This window comes from Pseudomonas sp. LB-090624, from assembly GCF_003205205.1.
GTDB lineage: Bacteria > Pseudomonadota > Gammaproteobacteria > Pseudomonadales > Pseudomonadaceae > Aquipseudomonas.
Genome location: NZ_QJRL01000042.1, coordinates 1 through 16637, shown reverse-complemented (window position 1 = coordinate 16637; position 16637 = coordinate 1). Strand labels below are relative to the sequence as shown.

Annotated in this window: 14 protein-coding genes and 5 tRNA genes; 9 read left to right on the top strand and 10 right to left on the bottom strand. The window is 63.5% G+C overall.

What is annotated here, in order from left to right; genetic code table 11:
- Nucleotides 1-26: 26 nt before the first annotated feature.
- Nucleotides 27-1124, top strand: coding sequence for a glycine oxidase ThiO (gene thiO / locus DMX11_RS24040; RefSeq protein WP_110747711.1), 1098 nt, complete (start codon nucleotides 27-29; stop codon nucleotides 1122-1124).
- A 51-nt stretch (nucleotides 1125-1175) separates the two neighbouring features.
- Here the strand turns inward: thiO and DMX11_RS24035 are convergent, their stop codons facing one another.
- The 10 genes from DMX11_RS24035 to DMX11_RS23990 form a co-directional block, all read right to left on the bottom strand.
- The gene (locus tag DMX11_RS24035; RefSeq protein ID WP_110747708.1) at nucleotides 1176-2585 is read right to left on the bottom strand and encodes an amidase; all 1410 of its coding nucleotides are present in this window, start codon (nucleotides 2583-2585) and stop codon (nucleotides 1176-1178) included.
- Between the two features lies 1 nt (nucleotide 2586).
- A complete protein-coding gene (locus DMX11_RS24030; protein ID WP_110747705.1) occupies nucleotides 2587-3864 on the bottom strand; it encodes a Zn-dependent hydrolase in 1278 nt (425 codons plus the stop codon).
- A gap of 113 nt (nucleotides 3865-3977) precedes the next feature.
- The gene (locus tag DMX11_RS24025) at nucleotides 3978-4673 is read right to left on the bottom strand and encodes an ABC transporter ATP-binding protein (RefSeq protein ID WP_100774543.1); all 696 of its coding nucleotides are present in this window, start codon (nucleotides 4671-4673) and stop codon (nucleotides 3978-3980) included.
- Entirely contained in the window at nucleotides 4673-5425 is a 753-nt protein-coding gene (locus tag DMX11_RS24020) for an ABC transporter ATP-binding protein (protein ID WP_110747703.1), read from the bottom strand. Before DMX11_RS24020 ends, DMX11_RS24025 begins: the two co-directional genes overlap by 1 nt.
- The gene (locus DMX11_RS24015) at nucleotides 5425-6444 is read right to left on the bottom strand and encodes a branched-chain amino acid ABC transporter permease (RefSeq protein ID WP_110747701.1); all 1020 of its coding nucleotides are present in this window, start codon (nucleotides 6442-6444) and stop codon (nucleotides 5425-5427) included. Before DMX11_RS24015 ends, DMX11_RS24020 begins: the two co-directional genes overlap by 1 nt.
- A 1-nt stretch (nucleotide 6445) precedes the next feature.
- Nucleotides 6446-7306 carry a branched-chain amino acid ABC transporter permease gene (locus tag DMX11_RS24010; RefSeq protein WP_110747698.1) on the bottom strand — a complete coding sequence of 287 codons (861 nt, stop codon included), beginning with the start codon at nucleotides 7304-7306 and terminating at the stop codon, nucleotides 6446-6448.
- A gap of 65 nt (nucleotides 7307-7371) precedes the next feature.
- Complete coding sequence (locus tag DMX11_RS24005; RefSeq protein ID WP_110747695.1) at nucleotides 7372-8574, bottom strand: ABC transporter substrate-binding protein; 1203 nt, start codon at nucleotides 8572-8574, stop codon at nucleotides 7372-7374.
- A gap of 90 nt (nucleotides 8575-8664) precedes the next feature.
- A complete protein-coding gene (locus tag DMX11_RS24000) occupies nucleotides 8665-9429 on the bottom strand; it encodes a FadR/GntR family transcriptional regulator (protein WP_110747692.1) in 765 nt (254 codons plus the stop codon).
- 179 nt (nucleotides 9430-9608) lie between these two features.
- The gene (locus DMX11_RS23995; protein WP_110747689.1) at nucleotides 9609-9839 is read right to left on the bottom strand and encodes a PP0621 family protein; all 231 of its coding nucleotides are present in this window, start codon (nucleotides 9837-9839) and stop codon (nucleotides 9609-9611) included.
- Nucleotides 9840-9933: 94 nt separating this feature from the next.
- Nucleotides 9934-10953 carry an outer membrane protein assembly factor BamD gene (locus DMX11_RS23990; RefSeq protein WP_110747686.1) on the bottom strand — a complete coding sequence of 340 codons (1020 nt, stop codon included), beginning with the start codon at nucleotides 10951-10953 and terminating at the stop codon, nucleotides 9934-9936.
- Between the two features lie 147 nt (nucleotides 10954-11100).
- Here DMX11_RS23990 and rluD point away from each other — a divergent pair, with 147 nt between their 5' ends.
- The 8 genes from rluD (at nucleotide 11101) to DMX11_RS23950 (ending at nucleotide 16466) form a co-directional block, all read left to right on the top strand.
- Entirely contained in the window at nucleotides 11101-12063 is a 963-nt protein-coding gene (gene rluD / locus DMX11_RS23985) for a 23S rRNA pseudouridine(1911/1915/1917) synthase RluD (RefSeq protein ID WP_110747746.1), read from the top strand.
- Nucleotides 12060-12800: a peptidoglycan editing factor PgeF gene (gene pgeF, locus DMX11_RS23980; RefSeq protein ID WP_110747683.1), complete on the top strand. Its 741-nt coding sequence runs from the start codon at nucleotides 12060-12062 to the stop codon at nucleotides 12798-12800. The genes rluD and pgeF overlap by 4 nt, the downstream gene beginning before the upstream one ends.
- Nucleotides 12801-13017: 217 nt before the next feature.
- The gene (clpB, locus tag DMX11_RS23975) at nucleotides 13018-15582 is read left to right on the top strand and encodes an ATP-dependent chaperone ClpB (protein WP_110747680.1); all 2565 of its coding nucleotides are present in this window, start codon (nucleotides 13018-13020) and stop codon (nucleotides 15580-15582) included.
- Between the two features lie 440 nt (nucleotides 15583-16022).
- A tRNA-Asn gene (locus DMX11_RS23970) sits at nucleotides 16023-16098 on the top strand.
- A gap of 3 nt (nucleotides 16099-16101) precedes the next feature.
- Nucleotides 16102-16178 (top strand) — tRNA-Pro (locus tag DMX11_RS23965).
- A gap of 6 nt (nucleotides 16179-16184) precedes the next feature.
- A tRNA-Lys gene (locus DMX11_RS23960) sits at nucleotides 16185-16260 on the top strand.
- A 48-nt stretch (nucleotides 16261-16308) separates the two neighbouring features.
- Nucleotides 16309-16385, top strand: a tRNA-Pro gene (locus DMX11_RS23955).
- 5 nt (nucleotides 16386-16390) lie between these two features.
- Nucleotides 16391-16466: transfer RNA gene (locus DMX11_RS23950), tRNA-Lys, on the top strand.
- Nucleotides 16467-16637 lie beyond the last annotated feature (171 nt).

Genomic DNA, 16637 nt, shown 5'->3' with positions numbered 1-16637 from the left:
TTTTACTTCAGGTGTTGGATCGACAGATGAGCAAGCAAGTAGTGGTGGTCGGCGGCGGGGTGATCGGCCTGCTGACGGCATTCAACCTGGCAGCCAAGGTCGGCCAGGTGGTGGTGTGCGATCAGGGTGAGGTTGGCCGAGAGTCGTCCTGGGCCGGCGGAGGCATTGTCTCGCCGTTGTACCCGTGGCGCTACAGCGCCGCAGTGACCGCTCTGGCGCACTGGTCGCAGGACTTTTATCCACAGCTGGGCGAGCGTCTGTTCGCCAGCACTGGCGTCGACCCCGAAGTTCACACCACCGGGCTGTACTGGCTCGACCTGGACGACGAGGCCGAAGCGTTGGCCTGGGCCGCGCGCGAGCAGCGGCCGCTGAGTGCCGTGGATATTTCGGCGGCCTACGATGCGGTGCCGGTGCTGGGCCCGGGCTTCCGGCACGCCATCTACATGGCGGGCGTGGCCAACGTGCGCAACCCGCGCCTGGTGAAGTCGCTGAAGGCGGCCCTGCTGGCGTTGCCGAACGTGACCCTGCGGGAGCACTGCCAGATAACCGGTTTTGTACAACAGGGCGAGCGTGTGACCGGCGTGCAGACGGCCGACGGTGTGCTGGCGGCGGATGAGGTGGTGCTCAGTGCTGGCGCCTGGAGTGGCGACCTGCTGCGCACGCTTGGGCTGGAGCTGCCGGTGGAACCGGTGAAGGGCCAGATGATCCTGTTCAAGTGCGCTGAAGACTTCCTGCCCAGCATGGTGTTGGCCAAAGGGCGCTATGCCATCCCGCGCCGTGATGGGCACATTCTGGTGGGCAGTACCCTGGAGCATGCCGGGTATGACAAAACCCCGACCGGGGACGCGCTGGAGAGCCTGAAAGCTTCGGCGGTGGAGTTGTTGCCTGAGCTTGAAGGCGCCACGGTGGTGGCGCACTGGGCCGGGCTGCGGCCGGGATCGCCCGAGGGTATTCCGTATATCGGGCCGGTGCCCGGGCATGCCGGGTTGTGGTTGAACTGCGGGCATTACCGTAACGGGCTGGTGCTGGCGCCGGCTTCGTGCCAGCTGTTTACCGACCTCTTGACCGGGGACGCGCCGATCATCGACCCGGCGCCGTATGCGCCAGCAGGGCGTTTGGGCTGAGATTGCCGGGGCCGCCGTGCGGCCCAACCGCCGGCAAGCCCACTACGGATTTCAGCCTGTAATCGGTGCCTGGAGGTGCCGGCTTGGGTAATGCTGCTCATACACCTTGCACACCCGCAGCACCTGCTCATCGGCAAAGCGCCCGGCCACCACCTGCAACCCCACCGGCAGCCCCTCGCGGGTGAACCCGCAAGGCACCGAAGCCGCCGGCTGCTGGGTCAGGTTGAACGGGTAGCTGAATGGCGTCCACTCCATCCATTGCGCCATCCCCGAACCTGGTGGCACGTTATGGCCGGCCTCGAAAGCTGCCAGGGGCAGCATCGGTGACACCAGCACGTCGTGGCGCTGGTGGAAGGCATTCATCTTCGCAATCAATTCTGCCCGGGCCTCCAGCGCTTGGGTGTATTCGCCAAGGCTGATGTGTGCGCCTTGTTCGGCAATCCAGCGCAGCCCCGGGTCAAGCAACGCTTTCTGCTCATCGCTCAAGGCACTGGCCAATCGCGCAGCCCCGGCAAACCACAGGGTATTGAAGGTTTCCAGCGGGTCGCTGAAGCCTGGGTCCACTTCCTCCACCTGCGCGCCCAGCCGCGCCAGGCGCTGTACTGCCTGCGCCACCAGTGCCTGGATCTGCGGGTCGACCTGCACATAACCGAAGTTGGCGCTGTAGGCGATGCGCAGGCCGCGCAGATCTTGCTGCTGGCCCAGCCACGGCGCCTGCCTGGGCGCGCCGGCCAAACCGTCGCGGGCATCGGGGCGGGCTACGCAGTCGAGCATCAGCACCGAGTCGTCCACGGTACGCGTCATCGGCCCCAGGTGCGACAGCACGGTCATGGCGCTGGCCGGCCATTGCGGCACATAGCCGAAGGTCGGTTTGATGCCGAAGGTGCCGGTAAAGGCGCAGGGGATGCGAATCGAGCCGCCAGCATCGCTGCCCTGGTGCAGTACGCCCAGGTTCAGTGCGGCGGCGGCTGCCGCACCGCCAGACGAGCCCCCGGCAGTCAGCCTGGTATCCCACGGGTTGCGGGTAATGCCATACAGCGGGTTGTCGGTCACGCCTTTCCAGCCGAACTCCGGCGTGGTGGTCTTGCCCACCAGCACTGCACCGGCTTCACGCATGAAGGCGCTGAAGGGCGCATCGATTTCCCACGGCCCGGTACCCGAGGTCGTACGCGAGCCCTTGCGGGTGGGCATGCCACGGGTCAGGGTCAGGTCCTTGATCGAAGCGGGCACGCCATCCAGTCGGCCACAGGGCTCGCCGCGCTGCCAGCGTTGTTCGCTGGCGCGGGCGGCGGCGCGGGCCCCTTCGCCATCCACATGGCAGTAGGCGTTGACTGCCGGGTTATGCAGGTCGATGCGCGCCAGCACATCGTCGAGCACTTCGACCGGGGACAACTGGCGGCGTTGGTACAACGCGAGCAGTTCGACGGCGGTGAACTCGCCAATCGCGGTTTTCTGGCTCATTTCAACGGGCTCCTGAGTTGGCGGCCTGGAACATGGCACGCAGCAGTACGTCGCAGCCATCGGCCAAGTCCTGCGGCGCGGCATTTTCGATTTCGTTGTGGCTGATGCCACCTTCGCATGGCACGAAGATCATCCCGGCCGGGCCCAGCTCGGCGAGGAAGATCGCATCGTGGCCGGCGCCGCTGACGATATCCATGTGGCTCAGGCCCAACGCACGTGCCCCTTGGCGCACGGCATCCACGCACTGCTCAGCGAAGTACAGGGGTGGGAAGTCCGCTGTCGGGGTCAGCTGATAGCTCAGGCCATGCTTCACCGTGCTGGTTTCGATAGCTGCGCGCACTTCGCTGACCATGGTGTCGAGGTGGCCAGGGTCGAGGTGGCGCAGGTCGATGGTCATGTGCACCTGGCCGGGGATGACGTTGCGCGAGCCTGGGTGCAAGGTCAGGCAGCCGACCGTGCCGCAGGCATGTGGCTGGTGCGCGTGAGCAACGCGGTTGACCGCAGCCACCACCTCGGCAGCGCCGACCAGTGCGTCCTTGCGCAAGTGCATGGGCGTTGGGCCTGCATGCGCCTCGACGCCGGTAAGGGTCAGGTCGAACCATTTTTGCCCCAGGCAGCCTTGGACCACGCCGATGGTGGTGCGCTGGTCTTCCAGCACCGGGCCTTGCTCGATATGCGCTTCGAAGTAGGCGCCCACGGCATGCCCGGTGGGCACGCGCGGGCCGGCGTAGCCGATGCGCTGCAGCTCGGCGCCGACCGCCAGACCCTGGTCATCGACCTTGGCCAGGGTTTCCTGCAGGCCGAACTTACCGGCGAACACACCTGAGCCCATCATGCACGGCGGGAAGCGCGAGCCTTCTTCGTTGGTCCACACCACTACTTCCAGCGGGGCGTCGGTGGCCAGGTCAAGGTCGTTGAGGGTGCGCATGACTTCAAGACCGGCCATGACGCCATAGCAGCCATCGAACTTGCCGCCGGTGGGTTGGGTATCGATGTGGCTGCCGGTCATCACTGGCGCCAGAGCAGGGTTACGGCCGGGGCGGCGGGCGAAGATGTTGCCGATGGCGTCGATGCTGACGGTGCAGCCGGCTTCTTCGCACCAGCGCACGAACAGGTCGCGCGCCTGGCGGTCGAGGTCGGTCAGGGCCAGGCGGCACACGCCGCCCTTGGCGGTGGCGCCGAGCTGGGCCAGGTCCATCAATGATTGCCAGAGGCGCTCGCGGTTGATCAGAGGGCCTTGGCCGAGCAGGTGCAGCGAGGGATCGATGCGGGTGTTCATGGTTCAGCTCTCCTGAAAGTAATCAGTTGCTTGTACTGGCCTCTTCGCGGGCAAGCCCGCTCCTACAGGTCATCCACAGGCCAGAGGTCTGTGCGGGCGTGCTTCCCTGCTGATCAGGCGCTAAGGGCCAGGTAACGGTTCTTGATACTTGGGTCTTCGCGGAACTGTGCCGCACTGCCCTGATAGGCAACCCGGCCCTGCTCCAGCACATAGTGGCGATCAGCAAGGGCATCGCAGACCATCAGGTTCTGCTCCACCAGCAGGATCGAAAGGCCTTCGTCCTTGATCCGCCGCAATATCTTCACCAGTTCGTCGACAATCACCGGGGCCAGGCCTTCGGTGGGTTCGTCGAGGATCAGCAGCTTGGGGCCGTTGAGCAGGGCGCGGGCGATGGCGAGCATCTGTTGCTCGCCACCGGACAGGGCAAAACCACCGTTGCGGCGACGCTCCTTCAGGCGCGGGAACATGCTGTACACGTCCTCCAACTGCCAGCGGCTGGTCTTGCGCACGGCAATCTTCAGGTTCTCCTCGACGCTGAGCTGGCGAAAGATACCGCGGTGCTCCGGCACCAAGGCAATGCCCTGCCGGGCGATATCGAAGATTTCGCGGCCGACCAGTTGCTGGCCGTTGAAGCTGATCTGCCCCTGCCGTGGGCGGACGATGCCGAGGATGCTGCGCAAGGTGGTGGTCTTGCCGGCACCGTTGCGCCCCAGCAGGGTCACCAGTTCGCCAGCCTCGACCTTGAGTGAGACACCTTCAAGCACATGGCTCTTGTCGTAGTAGGAATGGATCGAATCGACGTTGAGCATCAGGCGGCCTCTCCAAGGTAGGCGGTGCGCACGCGCTCGTCGTTGCGCACCTGTTCAGGGGTACCCTCGACCAGGATCTGGCCGTGGCTCATCACCGTGATGCGCTGGCTGATCGACATGACGATGCTCATGTTGTGCTCGATCAGCAGTACAGTGTGGTCGCGGCCAAGGTCGTTGATCAGGTCGGTCATCACCGGGATGTCGTCTATGCCCATGCCCGAGGTGGGCTCGTCGAGCATCAGCAGGGTGGGCTTGGCGCAGATCGACATGCCTACTTCCAGCACCCGTTGCTGACCGTGCGACAGCTCGCCGGCAAGGGTTTCGGCGCGCCCGGTCAGCTTCAAGCGCTCCAGCACCTCGTCGGCGGTGTTCCAGTGGCTGCGCTTGTGCTCCACGCTGCGCCAGAAGTTCAGCGCGCCCAGGCCGTCGCGGCCCTGGGCAGCCAGGCGCAGGTTTTCGCGCACCGACAGGTTCTGGAACAGGCTGGTGAGCTGGAACGAACGGGCCATGCCCAGTGCCACGCGCCCGTGGGATGGCTTGCGGATGATGTCCTGGCCGTTGAACAGGATCTTGCCCGCTGTGGCCTGGCGCTCGCCGGTCAGGCAGTGGAACAGGCTGGTCTTGCCGGCGCCGTTGGGGCCGATGACCGTGTGGATGGTGCCGGCGCGCACTTTAAGGTCCACGCCTGCGACCGCTTTGAACGGGCCATAGGCCAGCTCCAGCTGGCGGGTTTCCAGGAGGTAGTCGCTCATTACAGGGTCTCCTTGGTCTTGGCCTGGGGTTTGTCATGGGGGGTACGGGTGGCCAGCAGCCGCTTGCCCAGGTCGGCCAGGCCGCCCCACAGCCCGCCACGCATGAACACCACCACCAGGATCAGGATCACCCCCAGCAGCATCAGCCAGCGTGGCCACAGCTCCGACAGCACATCGCCCAGCAGCACGATGGCACCGGCCCCCAGCAGCGAGCCGAACAGCGAGCCAGTGCCGCCGACGATGGTCATGATCAGGATGTTCTCGCTCATCATCAGGTCGATGTTCGACAGCGGTGCAAAGTGCAGCAGCATGGCGTACAACGCCCCGGCCAGGCCGGTAATGGCGCCCGACAGCATGAACACCAGAATCTTGAAGTGGCGGGTGTCGTAGCCGATGGCGGCGGCACGGGTCTCGTTTTCGCGGATGGCCAGCAGGGTGCTGCCGAACGGCGAGCGGATCACCCGCAGGGCGCCGGCGAAGATCAGCAGGAACAGCGCGGCTACAAACACGTAGAAGTGCCTTGGGTCGGCCAGGTCGACCAGCACATGGCCGGCGATTTCGATGTTGGGCCGTGGCACATCGAGCAGGCCGTTGTCTCCGCCGGTCCAGCCGCTGAGGGTGTAGGCCAGGAAATAGGCCATCTGGCTGAAGGCCAGGGTCAGCATGACGAAGTAGATGCCGGTGCGGCGGATCGCCAGCGCGCCCACCAGCAGCGCCAGGAAGGCGCCAAACACGGCTGCGCCCAGCAGCGCGGCGAACATGCCCCAGTGCAAGTGAATCATCAGCAGCGCTGCGCCATAGGCGCCCACGCCAAAGAAGATCCCTTGGCCGAACGACAGCAGGCCGGTGTAGCCGAGCAGCAGGTTGCAGGCCAGCGCGGCCAGGGCAAAGATCAGGATCTCGGTGGCCAGCGTGGCGGAGGGCAGCAGCAGCGGCAGGGCCACCAGGCTGGCGACCACCAGCAACAACAGCGCCGGGGCGCGGCCCTTGGCGACCGGCAATGGGTTTTTTTCGCTCATCTCAGGCTCTCCCGAACAGGCCATAGGGGCGTACCAGGATCACCGCCGCCATGGCGCCGTAGATCATCAGGCTGGCGCCTTGCGGCCAAAGACTGGTCATCATGCTTTGCACCACACCCACCAGCAGGCCGCCGACCAGCGCACCGCCAAACGAGCCCATACCGCCGATCACCACCACCACGAAGGCGATGCCGAGGATTTCCGGGCCGACGAAAGGCTGTGCACCTCGCAGGGGGGCGAACAGCACCCCGGCCAGCCCGGCCAGGCCTACACCCAGGGCGAAGGTCAGGGAGAACAGGCGGAAGATGTTGGTGCCCAGCAGCGATACGGTTTCGGTGCTTTCGCTACCGGCCCGCACCAGCGCGCCAAAACGGGTGCGCTCCAGCAGCAGCCACAGGCCAACGCCGATCAGTGCGGCGAAGCCGATCAGGAACAGGCGGTAATAGGGGTAGATGAAGTCACCGAGGATCAGCACCCCACGCAGCTCGGGCGGCACGGCGATGTTCTTGCCCACCGGGCCCCAGATCAGCACAGAGGCCTCCTGGATGATCAGGGCGATGCCCAGGGTGACAAGGATCTGGAAGGTGTGCGGCAGGTGGTAGATGCGCTTGATCAACAAACGCTCCACCGCCCAGGCCAGCGCGGCCACCGCCAGCGGTGCAATCAGTAGCGCCAGCCAGAAGTTGCCGGTGACGGCCACGGCGGTGTAGCACAGGTAGGCGCCCAGCAGAAAGAACGCACCGTGGGCGAAGTTGACGAAGTTGAGCAGGCCGAAAATGATCGTCAGGCCTACGGCGATGAGGAAGTAGATCATCCCCAGCCCCAGGCCGTTCAGCAGTTGGAACAGGTACAAATCGAGCATGTGCGTGCCCTCGACAGCGCGTTGAGCGGCTGCCTGTACGAGTGTGGGTGTCTAACGCCGCGGCTTCAGGCCAGGGCGCAACCGGTGTGGTCGACCTCGACGAACGAGCGGCCCGAGCTGATGATTTCGGCCAGGTCGTCCTCGTCGCGCATCTGCCCCTGGGGCTTGCCGCGCAGCAGGTAGTAATCCTTGAGCACCTGGTGGTCGCCTGGCCGGATGAGCTCTTCGCCGGTCGGGCCCTGGAAGCGCATGCCCTGCAGTGCTGCAGATACGGCGGCGCCGTCCAGGCTGCCAGCCTTGACGATGGCTTCGAGCATGACCTTGGTGCCGATGTAGTCGGCGGCCAGCGGGTAGTTGGGGTTGATGCCATAGGCCTTGCGGGTGGCGGCGACCAGCTGCTTGTTCAGCGGCGTATCGACCTGGTGCCAGTACTGCGCGCCCAGGTACACGCCTTCAAGCACGTCGCTGCCCAGCTCCTGAAACTGGTCGAGGCCGGCTGACCACACCATCAGCACTTTCATGCGGTCCTTGATGCCGAAGTTGACCGCCTGGCGCAGCGCGTTGGAGGCCTGGCTACCGAAGTTGAGCAGTACCAGCACGTCGGGTTTGGCGGCGATGGCGTTGGTGAGGTAGCCGGAGAACTCCTGCTCCTGCAGCGAGTGATAGCTGTTGCCGATATGTTCCACGCCAAGCTCCGCGAACACCTTGCGGGCGTTGTCCAGCAGGGCGTCGCCGAACACGTATTGCGGGGTGATGGTGTACCAGCGCTTGGCCTGCGGCAGCTGGCGGATCATCGGCACCAGCGTCTCGCGAATGGCGCCGTAGGTGGGCACCGACCAGCGGAAGGTGGATGCGTTGCAGTCTTTGCCAGTGATTTCGTCGGCGCCGACCGGGGTCATGAACACGCCGCCGGCCTTGTGGATTTCCTTCGACACCGCCAGCGCCGAGGACGACAAGGTGCAGCCCTGGAAGAAGCGGGCGCCATCCTGGCCGATGGCTTCCTGCACCTTGCGCACTGCTTTTCCGGCGTTGCCTTCGGTGTCGATGACCTTGTACTTGAGCGGCTGGCCGAGTAGCTGCGGGTACTCGGCGATGGCCAGGCGCGAGCCCATGTCGGCGTACTTGCCGTAGCTGGCGAAGGCGCCCGACATGGACTTGAGCCCATAGAAGGTCAACGGTTGGTCGGCGAATGCCCGGTGCGCTCCCAAGGGGAGGCTACCTAAGGCACCCAGGGCAAGGCCTGCCTTGAGCAGGGTACGTCTTTGCATGAGTAACTCCTTGGTTGTGGTTATTAGGCAGGAGTGGCAATGACAAAGCGGGTACGGCTGGGCCTGTGTGCAGGCCTCTTTGCAGGCGCATCAGTGGTGGTGGTTGAACTCCAGCAGGAAGTTGCGGGCAACCTCGCCTTCCAGCGCGGTCATATGGTGCTCGGCGTCGCACATGTGTTCGTGCATCAGCCGGCGTACGGCGGGTTCGTCGCTGGCGCGCAGGGCGCTCAGCAATTGCTTGTGGTAGTCGATGTTGGCCGCGGCGAACTGCTGGCGCTTGGGCAGGTAGGCTTTTTTCAGCACCACCAGGTCGCGCAGCAGGTCGTTGAGGAACACCGCCATGAAGCGCAGCAATGGGTTGGGGCAACGGTCGGCCAGCAGGGTGTGGAACTCCAGCTCTGCCAGGCGCTGTTCGCGCTGGCCCTCTTCGCTGTCTTCCGGCGCGCTGCAGAAGTCGATGTTGGCCTGCAGCGCGGTGTAGTCGGCTTCGCTCAGCTTGCCCATCACCGATACCGCCAGCTCTACTTCGATGACTTTGCGCAGCTGGTACACCTGTTCGCCGTCCAGGTGCTGAAAGTGCAGGTAGTTGCGCAGCGCACGGCTGGCCGGCTCGGTGCCCACTTCATTCAGGTAGGCGCCACCGGTCGGGCCGGTGCGGGTGCTGACCAGGCCTTCGACTTCCAGCGCCTTGAGGGCTTCGCGGGCGGTGCCCTTGGAGCATTCGAAATGCTCCATCAGCTCACGCTCGGTGGGCAGGCGGTCGCCGGGATGCAGCGCTTCGGTGACGATCGAGCGCTTGACCGACTCGACGATCACATCGGACAGCTTTTGGCGCTTGCGTTTGGCTTTGAGCATTTCGCTATTTTTCATATTTATGCGGATAAATAGGATTTAGCGAATTTTGCCGGTGTGGGTCAATGCTGGCGGCGGGGGAGAGGTCGTAAATGGTGTGAAAGGGTCGGGGAGGGATAAGTGACGGTGGGTTCAAGGGCCGCTTCGCGGGCACGCCCGCGAAGGGTTCAGGTGGGCCAGGCTCAGTGCTGGCGGCCAGGGCCTTGCTGCAGGTGTGCCTGGCTGCAATACCACTCGTTGCCTTGCTGCAGCGCCCGGTCGTTGGGCAGATGCACGCCGCAATGGGCACAGCGCACCATCTTCAGCGGTGCGTCCAGCTTCGCCTCGGGGTGCGACTGCTGGCTGACTTTAAACTTGCGCCACAGCCAGAACGCGGCGGCGATCAGGGCGATCCAGAAAAGTAGGCGAACCATGGTGTCCAGCTTGTCGGTTGAAGAAGCCGACAGTCTAGGACGCGGCCAATAAAAAAGGGAGGCCCAAGACCTCCCTTCCATACACCGCTGAAGGTCAGTCGAACAGACCAAAGGTCATGTAGCTGAACCAGGAGCGGTCTTTCTCGGCTTCCTTCGGGCCTTCCGGCACGATCGGGTCGCCGTTCTCGTCTTTTGGCAGCAGCTCTTGCGGCATCTCGTCGCGGGCATCCTGGAACTGCTTGACCACGTCCTGGTTGGCGCGGGTTTCGCCCGGCGGCAGCGGGGTATCGGTCTCGATCAGGCCCAGGGTGGCCTTGGACAGCCAGCCGCGACCGTCAGACTCGGTCTGCTTGGGCTGGAACTCGCCATCCACCAGGCTCGGGTGGTCCGGGTAGTTGAGCTTGAGGGTTTCCAGGCTGCTGGCCGCCAGTTCGTCCAGGTGCATCTTCTGGTACGCCTCGACCATGACCGCCAGGCCGTCGCCGACCGATGGGGTTTCCTGGAAGTTTTCTACCACGTAGCGGCCGCGGTTGGCGGCAGCTACATAAGCCTGGCGGCTCAGGTAGTAGTCGGCCACGTGGATTTCGTACGAAGCCAGCAGGTTGCGCAGGTAGATCATGCGCTGCTTGGCGTCTGGCGCGTACCGGCTGTTAGGGAAACGGCTGGTCAGCTGGGCGAACTCGTTGTACGAGTCGCGCGCGGCACCCGGGTCACGCTTGGTCATGTCCAGCGGCAGGAAGCGCGCCAGCAGGCCGCGGTCCTGGTCGAACGATGTCAGGCCTTTCAGGTAGTAGGCGTAGTCGACGTTCGGGTGCTGCGGGTGCAGGCGGATGAAGCGCTCGGCAGCCGACTTGGCAGCCTCGGGCTCGGCGTTCTTGTAGTTGGCGTAGATCAGCTCGAGCTGCGCCTGGTCGGCATAGCGGCCGAACGGGTAGCGCGATTCCAGGGCCTTGAGCTTGTTCACGGCGCTGGTATAGCTGGAGTTGTCCAGGTCAGCCTGGGCCTGTTGATACAGCTCGGCCTCGCTGAGGTTCTCGTCGATGACTTCCTTATTCGAGGAACAGGCCGCGGTGAGCCCAAGGATGGCGATCAGCAGCAGGTGTTTCACTTGCATGGCGGCTTGCGTCCCTTTGACGGCCGCTGTTTTGGGCGGTGCCGTCCTGTTATGATGAGCGCCCCGGCCAACCCCGGGACAAAAGAAGCCGTATTTAACCACAAGCTCGCAGCCGAAACCAAAGGCTGTGCGCCCGCCGAATCGAGCATGTCCGAGATCATTCAACTTAGCGCAGAGGTACCGTCCGAACTGGGCGGTCAACGCCTCGACCAGGTCGCCGCCCAATTGTTCGCCGAGTACTCGCGTTCGCGGCTAACTTCGTGGATCAAAGAGGGCCGCCTGACGGTCGATGGTGCCGTCGTGCGCCCTCGCGACACTGTCCATGGTGGCTCGCAGCTTATCCTGGAGGCCGAGCAAGAGGCCCAGGGTGAGTGGGTCGCCGAAGATATCGAACTGGATATCGTCTACGAAGACGACCATATCATGGTGATCAACAAGCCTGCCGGGCTGGTTGTGCACCCGGCCGCCGGGCATGCCAGCGGCACCCTGCTGAATGCGCTGCTGCACCATGTGCCAGACATCGTCAACGTACCGCGCGCCGGTATCGTGCACCGCCTGGACAAGGACACCACCGGCCTGATGGTGGTAGCCAAGACCCTGCAGGCGCAGACCAAGCTGGTCGAGCAGATGCAGGCGCGCAAGGTCAGCCGCATCTATGAGTGCATCGTGATCGGCGTGGTCACCGCCGGCGGCAAGATCGACGCCCCGATCGGCCGCCACGGCGGCATGCGCCAGCGCATGGCGGTGACCGACGGCGGCAAGCCAGCGGTCAGCCACTACCGTGTGCTCAAGCGCTTCCGGTCGCACACCCATGTGCGGGTAAAGCTGGAAACCGGCCGTACCCACCAGATTCGCGTGCACATGGCCCATGTTGGTTTCCCGCTGGTCGGCGACCAGACATACGGCGGGCGCTTCCGCATTCCGCCGGCTGCCAGCCCAACCATGGTCGAGGCGGTGAAAACCTTCCCGCGTCAGGCCCTGCATGCGCGTTTCCTCGCCTTGGCCCACCCGATTACCGGTGAGATCATGAAGTGGGAATCGCCACTGCCGGACGACTTCGTCTGGTTGCTGTCGCTGCTCAATCAGGACCGCGAGAGCTTTATCGGATGAGTGGGCTGACGCAGTCGCTGCTGTTCCCCGACTGGCCGGCCCCGGCCTCGGTACGCGCCTGCGTCACCACCCGTCAGGGCGGTGTAAGCCTGCCACCCTACGAAACCTTCAACCTTGGCGACCATGTTGGGGATGACCCTGCCGCGGTCGTCGAGAACCGTCGCCGCCTGAGCGACCAGTTCGCCATCCAGCCAGCCTGGCTCAAGCAGGTGCATGGGCTGGTGGTGGCAGATGCCAACCCGGCTGTGGTGGCCGAGGCCGACGCCAGCTTCACCGACCGGCCGGGTATTGCCTGTACGGTGATGACCGCCGATTGCCTGCCAGCGCTGTTCTGCGACCGCGCGGGCACCCGTGTGGCTGCCGCGCATGCCGGCTGGCGCGGGTTGGCTGGCGGCGTGCTGGAAGCCACATTGGACCGCCTGGCCCTGGCGCCCGAAGACGTGCTGGTGTGGTTGGGGCCGGCGATTGGCCCCAAGGCATTCGAAGTCGGGCCGGAAGTGCGGGACGCCTTTACTGCCGTGCACCCCGAAGCGGCCCGGGCCTTTGTCGACGGCGAGCGGCCGGGCAAGCTGATGGCGGATATCTATGAACTGGCGCGTATTCGCCTGGCCGCCCGTGGGGTGACGGCTGTTTATGGCGGTGGCTTGTGCACGGTCAGTGATGCGCGCTTCTTCTCCTATCGCCGTACCCCGCAGGGTGGCCGTTTCGCTTCCCTGGTGTGGCTGCAACCCCGCTAGCCTGTACCGGCTTCTTCACGACCTGAGGCTGTTGGTGTACCTGTGGAGGCGGGCATGCGCGCGAATGGCCCCGTTAATCCAACAGGTTGACTTCGGTCAACCCCGCTACGCTTGAATCTTCCAGAATCAGCCTTATCTATAAGGTCATCTCAGGCAGGTTTCTTTATAAACAGGCGCTGTCCATCGCTCCGACCTGCCCTTTAAAGGAAGGTACACCATGCGAATAGACCGTTTGACCAGCAAGCTGCAATTAGCAATTTCCGATGCCCAATCCCTGGCCGTTGGCATGGACCACCCAGCCATCGAGCCCGTGCACCTGTTGCAGGCCCTGCTCGAGCAGCAAGGTGGCTCGATCAAGCCCCTGTTGATGCAGGTAGGTTTCGACATCAACAGCCTGCGCCAAGCGCTGGTGAAAGAACTCGACCAGCTGCCGAAAATCCAGAACCCCACCGGCGACGTGAACATGTCGCAGGACCTGGCGCGCCTGCTCAACCAGGCCGATCGCCTGGCCCAGCAGAAGGGCGACCAGTTCATTTCCAGCGAGCTGGTGGTGCTGGCCGCCATGGACGAGAACAGCAAGCTTGGCAAGTTGCTGCTGAGCCAGGGCGTAAGCAAGAAGGCCCTGGAAAATGCCATCAACAACCTGCGCGGCGGCGCGGCGGTGAATGACGCCAACGCCGAGGAATCGCGCCAGGCCCTGGACAAGTACACCGTCGACCTGACCAAGCGTGCCGAGGAAGGCAAGCTGGACCCGGTGATCGGCCGTGACGACGAAATCCGTCGTACCGTGCAGGTGCTGCAACGCCGTACCAAGAACAACCCGGTGCTGATCGGTGAGCCTGGCGTGGGTAAAACCGCCATCGCCGAAGGCCTTGCCCAGCGCATCATCAACGGCGAAGTGCCCGACGGCCTGAAAGGCAAGCGCCTGCTGGCGCTGGACATGGGCGCGCTGATTGCCGGTGCCAAGTACCGCGGTGAGTTCGAAGAGCGTTTGAAAAGCCTGCTGAATGAACTGTCCAAGCAGGAAGGCCAGATCATCCTGTTCATCGACGAACTGCACACCATGGTCGGCGCCGGCAAAGGCGAGGGCGCCATGGACGCCGGTAACATGCTCAAGCCGGCCCTGGCCCGTGGCGAGTTGCATTGCGTCGGCGCCACCACGCTGAACGAGTACCGCCAGTTCATCGAGAAGGACGCCGCCCTGGAGCGCCGCTTCCAGAAGGTGCTGGTCGAGGAGCCGAGCGAGGAAGACACCATCGCCATCCTGCGTGGCCTGAAAGAGCGCTATGAAGTACACCACAAGGTGGCTATCACCGACGGTGCCATCATCGCTGCGGCCAAGCTCAGCCACCGCTACATCACCGACCGCCAGCTGCCGGACAAGGCCATCGACCTGATCGACGAAGCGGCCAGCCGCATCCGCATGGAGATCGACTCCAAGCCGGAAGTGCTCGACCGCCTTGATCGTCGCCTGATCCAGTTGAAGGTGGAATCCCAGGCGCTGAAGAAGGAAGAAGACGAAGCCGCTAAAAAGCGCCTGGAGAAACTGACCGAGGAAATCGAGCGTCTGGAGCGTGAGTATTCCGACCTGGAAGAAATCTGGGCGTCGGAGAAGGCCGAAGTGCAGGGCTCTGCGCAGATCCAGCAAAAGATCGAACAGGCCCGCCAGGAGCTGGATGCCGCTCGTCGCAAAGGCGACCTGAACCGCATGGCCGAGCTGCAGTACGGGGTTATCCCCGACCTAGAGCGCAGCCTGCAGATGGTCGACCAGCACGGCAAGACCGAGAACCAGTTGCTGCGCAACAAGGTGACCGAGGAAGAAATTGCCGAAGTGGTGTCGAAGTGGACCGGCATTCCGGTTGCCAAGATGCTGGAAGGCGAGCGCGAGAAGCTGCTGAAAATGGAGGAGCTGCTGCACCAGCGCGTGATCGGCCAGGGCGAGGCGGTAACTGCCGTGGCCAACGCCGTGCGCCGCTCGCGGGCCGGGTTGTCCGACCCGAACCGGCCAAGTGGTTCGTTCCTGTTCCTTGGCCCGACCGGTGTGGGCAAGACCGAGCTGTGCAAGGCGCTGGCCGAGTTCCTGTTCGACACCGAGGAGGCGATGGTGCGCATCGACATGTCCGAGTTCATGGAGAAGCACTCCGTGGCTCGCCTGATCGGTGCACCACCAGGCTATGTCGGTTATGAAGAGGGCGGTTACCTGACCGAGGCTGTACGGCGCAAGCCTTACTCGGTGGTGCTGCTGGACGAGGTGGAAAAAGCCCACCCCGATGTGTTCAACGTGCTGTTGCAGGTGCTGGAAGACGGCCGCCTGACCGACAGCCACGGGCGCACCGTGGACTTCCGCAACACGGTGATCGTGATGACCTCCAACCTGGGCTCGGCGCAGATCCAGGAGCTGGTCGGTGACCGCGAGGCACAACGTGCGGCCGTCATGGATGCCGTGGGGGCGCACTTCCGTCCAGAGTTCATCAACCGCATCGACGAAGTGGTGGTGTTCGAGCCATTGGGCCGCGAGCAGATTGCCGGTATTACCGAAATCCAGCTGGGCCGCCTGCGCAGCCGTTTGCTGGAGCGCGAACTGTCGCTGAGCCTGAGCCCAGAGGCGCTGGACAAGCTGATTGCCGTGGGTTACGACCCGGTGTACGGAGCACGGCCGCTGAAGCGGGCGATTCAGCGCTGGATCGAAAACCCGCTGGCGCAGCTGATTCTGGCAGGCAAGTTCTTGCCGGGTTCGGCGATCACCGCCAAGGTCGAAGGCGACGAAATCGTCTTTGGCTGATTGCGTTGCACCATGAGCCCCGCCTTCGCGGGGCTTTTTTTTTGCCGCTTTCACAGGTATCCGCGCTTGCGCTGAGCCTGAGGCAGGGGGTGGAGGCGTCAAGCGGCCGAGAAGAGGCGGGCACAGGCCCAGCAAATTCGGGCGTTTCAGACCTGCAGGGATAACCCGCTGAAATTTTTGAAATTTCTGCTTGCATCAAAAAACGAGTGCCCCTAATATACGCCGCGTTGTCAGGCACTAAGCGAATCACCAGCAACATCGGTGACCGTAAAACAACTTACAAATCAGTAAGTTGAATGAAAAAAAGTGGTTGACAAGCAAAACGAAGAATGTAGAATAGCCGGCCTCAGCAGCGACAAAGCGAAAGCAGCGAAGCTCTAGAGTCCGAAGCGAACACAGTCTTCGGAGTAGCAAATCGGAAAGTAGTACCGAAGTTCAGTTCCGCGATAGCTCAGTCGGTAGAGCAAATGACTGTTAATCATTGGGTCCCTGGTTCGAGTCCAGGTCGCGGAGCCATCTCGGGGTGTAGCGCAGTCCGGTAGCGCGCCTGCTTTGGGAGCAGGATGTCAGGAGTTCGAATCCCCTCACCCCGACCATTTTCCGGGTCGTTAGCTCAGTTGGTAGAGCAGTTGGCTTTTAACCAATTGGTCGTAGGTTCGAATCCTACACGACCCACCATGTAGAAAAGGGCATCTCCAATTGAGATGCCCTTTTTTTTGAAGCACTCGGGGTGTAGCGCAGTCCGGTAGCGCGCCTGCTTTGGGAGCAGGATGTCAGGAGTTCGAATCCCCTCACCCCGACCATTTTTGGGTCGTTAGCTCAGTTGGTAGAGCAGTTGGCTTTTAACCAATTGGTCGTAGGTTCGAATCCTACACGACCCACCATGAACAAAGGGCATCTCGCATGAGATGCCCTTTTTCTTTTGCCCCTGTCCCGTCCTGAATAAGGTTTACACCTTTCCCCCGAGAATCTGGAGAGCTCGATGGTGCATGGTGTGAAGCGAACACAGCGTGATTACTCGCTGACTTTTAAATTGGCCGTAGTGGATCAGGTCG

What these genes read in the sequence shown, in the direction of transcription:
- rluD (WP_110747746.1), top strand. Translation starts at nt 11,101, where the DNA reads ATGTCCGAGATCATTCAACTTAGCGCAGAGGTACCGTCCGAACTGGGC.
- pgeF (WP_110747683.1), top strand. Translation starts at nt 12,060, where the DNA reads ATGAGTGGGCTGACGCAGTCGCTGCTGTTCCCCGACTGGCCGGCCCCG.
- DMX11_RS24025 (WP_100774543.1), bottom strand. Translation starts at nt 4,673, where the DNA reads ATGCTCAACGTCGATTCGATCCATTCCTACTACGACAAGAGCCATGTG.
- DMX11_RS23990 (WP_110747686.1), bottom strand. Translation starts at nt 10,953, where the DNA reads ATGCAAGTGAAACACCTGCTGCTGATCGCCATCCTTGGGCTCACCGCG.
- thiO (WP_110747711.1), top strand. Translation starts at nt 27, where the DNA reads ATGAGCAAGCAAGTAGTGGTGGTCGGCGGCGGGGTGATCGGCCTGCTG.
- DMX11_RS24020 (WP_110747703.1), bottom strand. Translation starts at nt 5,425, where the DNA reads ATGAGCGACTACCTCCTGGAAACCCGCCAGCTGGAGCTGGCCTATGGC.
- clpB (WP_110747680.1), top strand. Translation starts at nt 13,018, where the DNA reads ATGCGAATAGACCGTTTGACCAGCAAGCTGCAATTAGCAATTTCCGAT.
- DMX11_RS24035 (WP_110747708.1), bottom strand. Translation starts at nt 2,585, where the DNA reads ATGAGCCAGAAAACCGCGATTGGCGAGTTCACCGCCGTCGAACTGCTC.
- DMX11_RS24030 (WP_110747705.1), bottom strand. Translation starts at nt 3,864, where the DNA reads ATGAACACCCGCATCGATCCCTCGCTGCACCTGCTCGGCCAAGGCCCT.
- DMX11_RS24015 (WP_110747701.1), bottom strand. Translation starts at nt 6,444, where the DNA reads ATGAGCGAAAAAAACCCATTGCCGGTCGCCAAGGGCCGCGCCCCGGCG.
- DMX11_RS24010 (WP_110747698.1), bottom strand. Translation starts at nt 7,306, where the DNA reads ATGCTCGATTTGTACCTGTTCCAACTGCTGAACGGCCTGGGGCTGGGG.
- DMX11_RS23995 (WP_110747689.1), bottom strand. Translation starts at nt 9,839, where the DNA reads ATGGTTCGCCTACTTTTCTGGATCGCCCTGATCGCCGCCGCGTTCTGG.
- DMX11_RS24000 (WP_110747692.1), bottom strand. Translation starts at nt 9,429, where the DNA reads ATGCTCAAAGCCAAACGCAAGCGCCAAAAGCTGTCCGATGTGATCGTC.
- DMX11_RS24005 (WP_110747695.1), bottom strand. Translation starts at nt 8,574, where the DNA reads ATGCAAAGACGTACCCTGCTCAAGGCAGGCCTTGCCCTGGGTGCCTTA.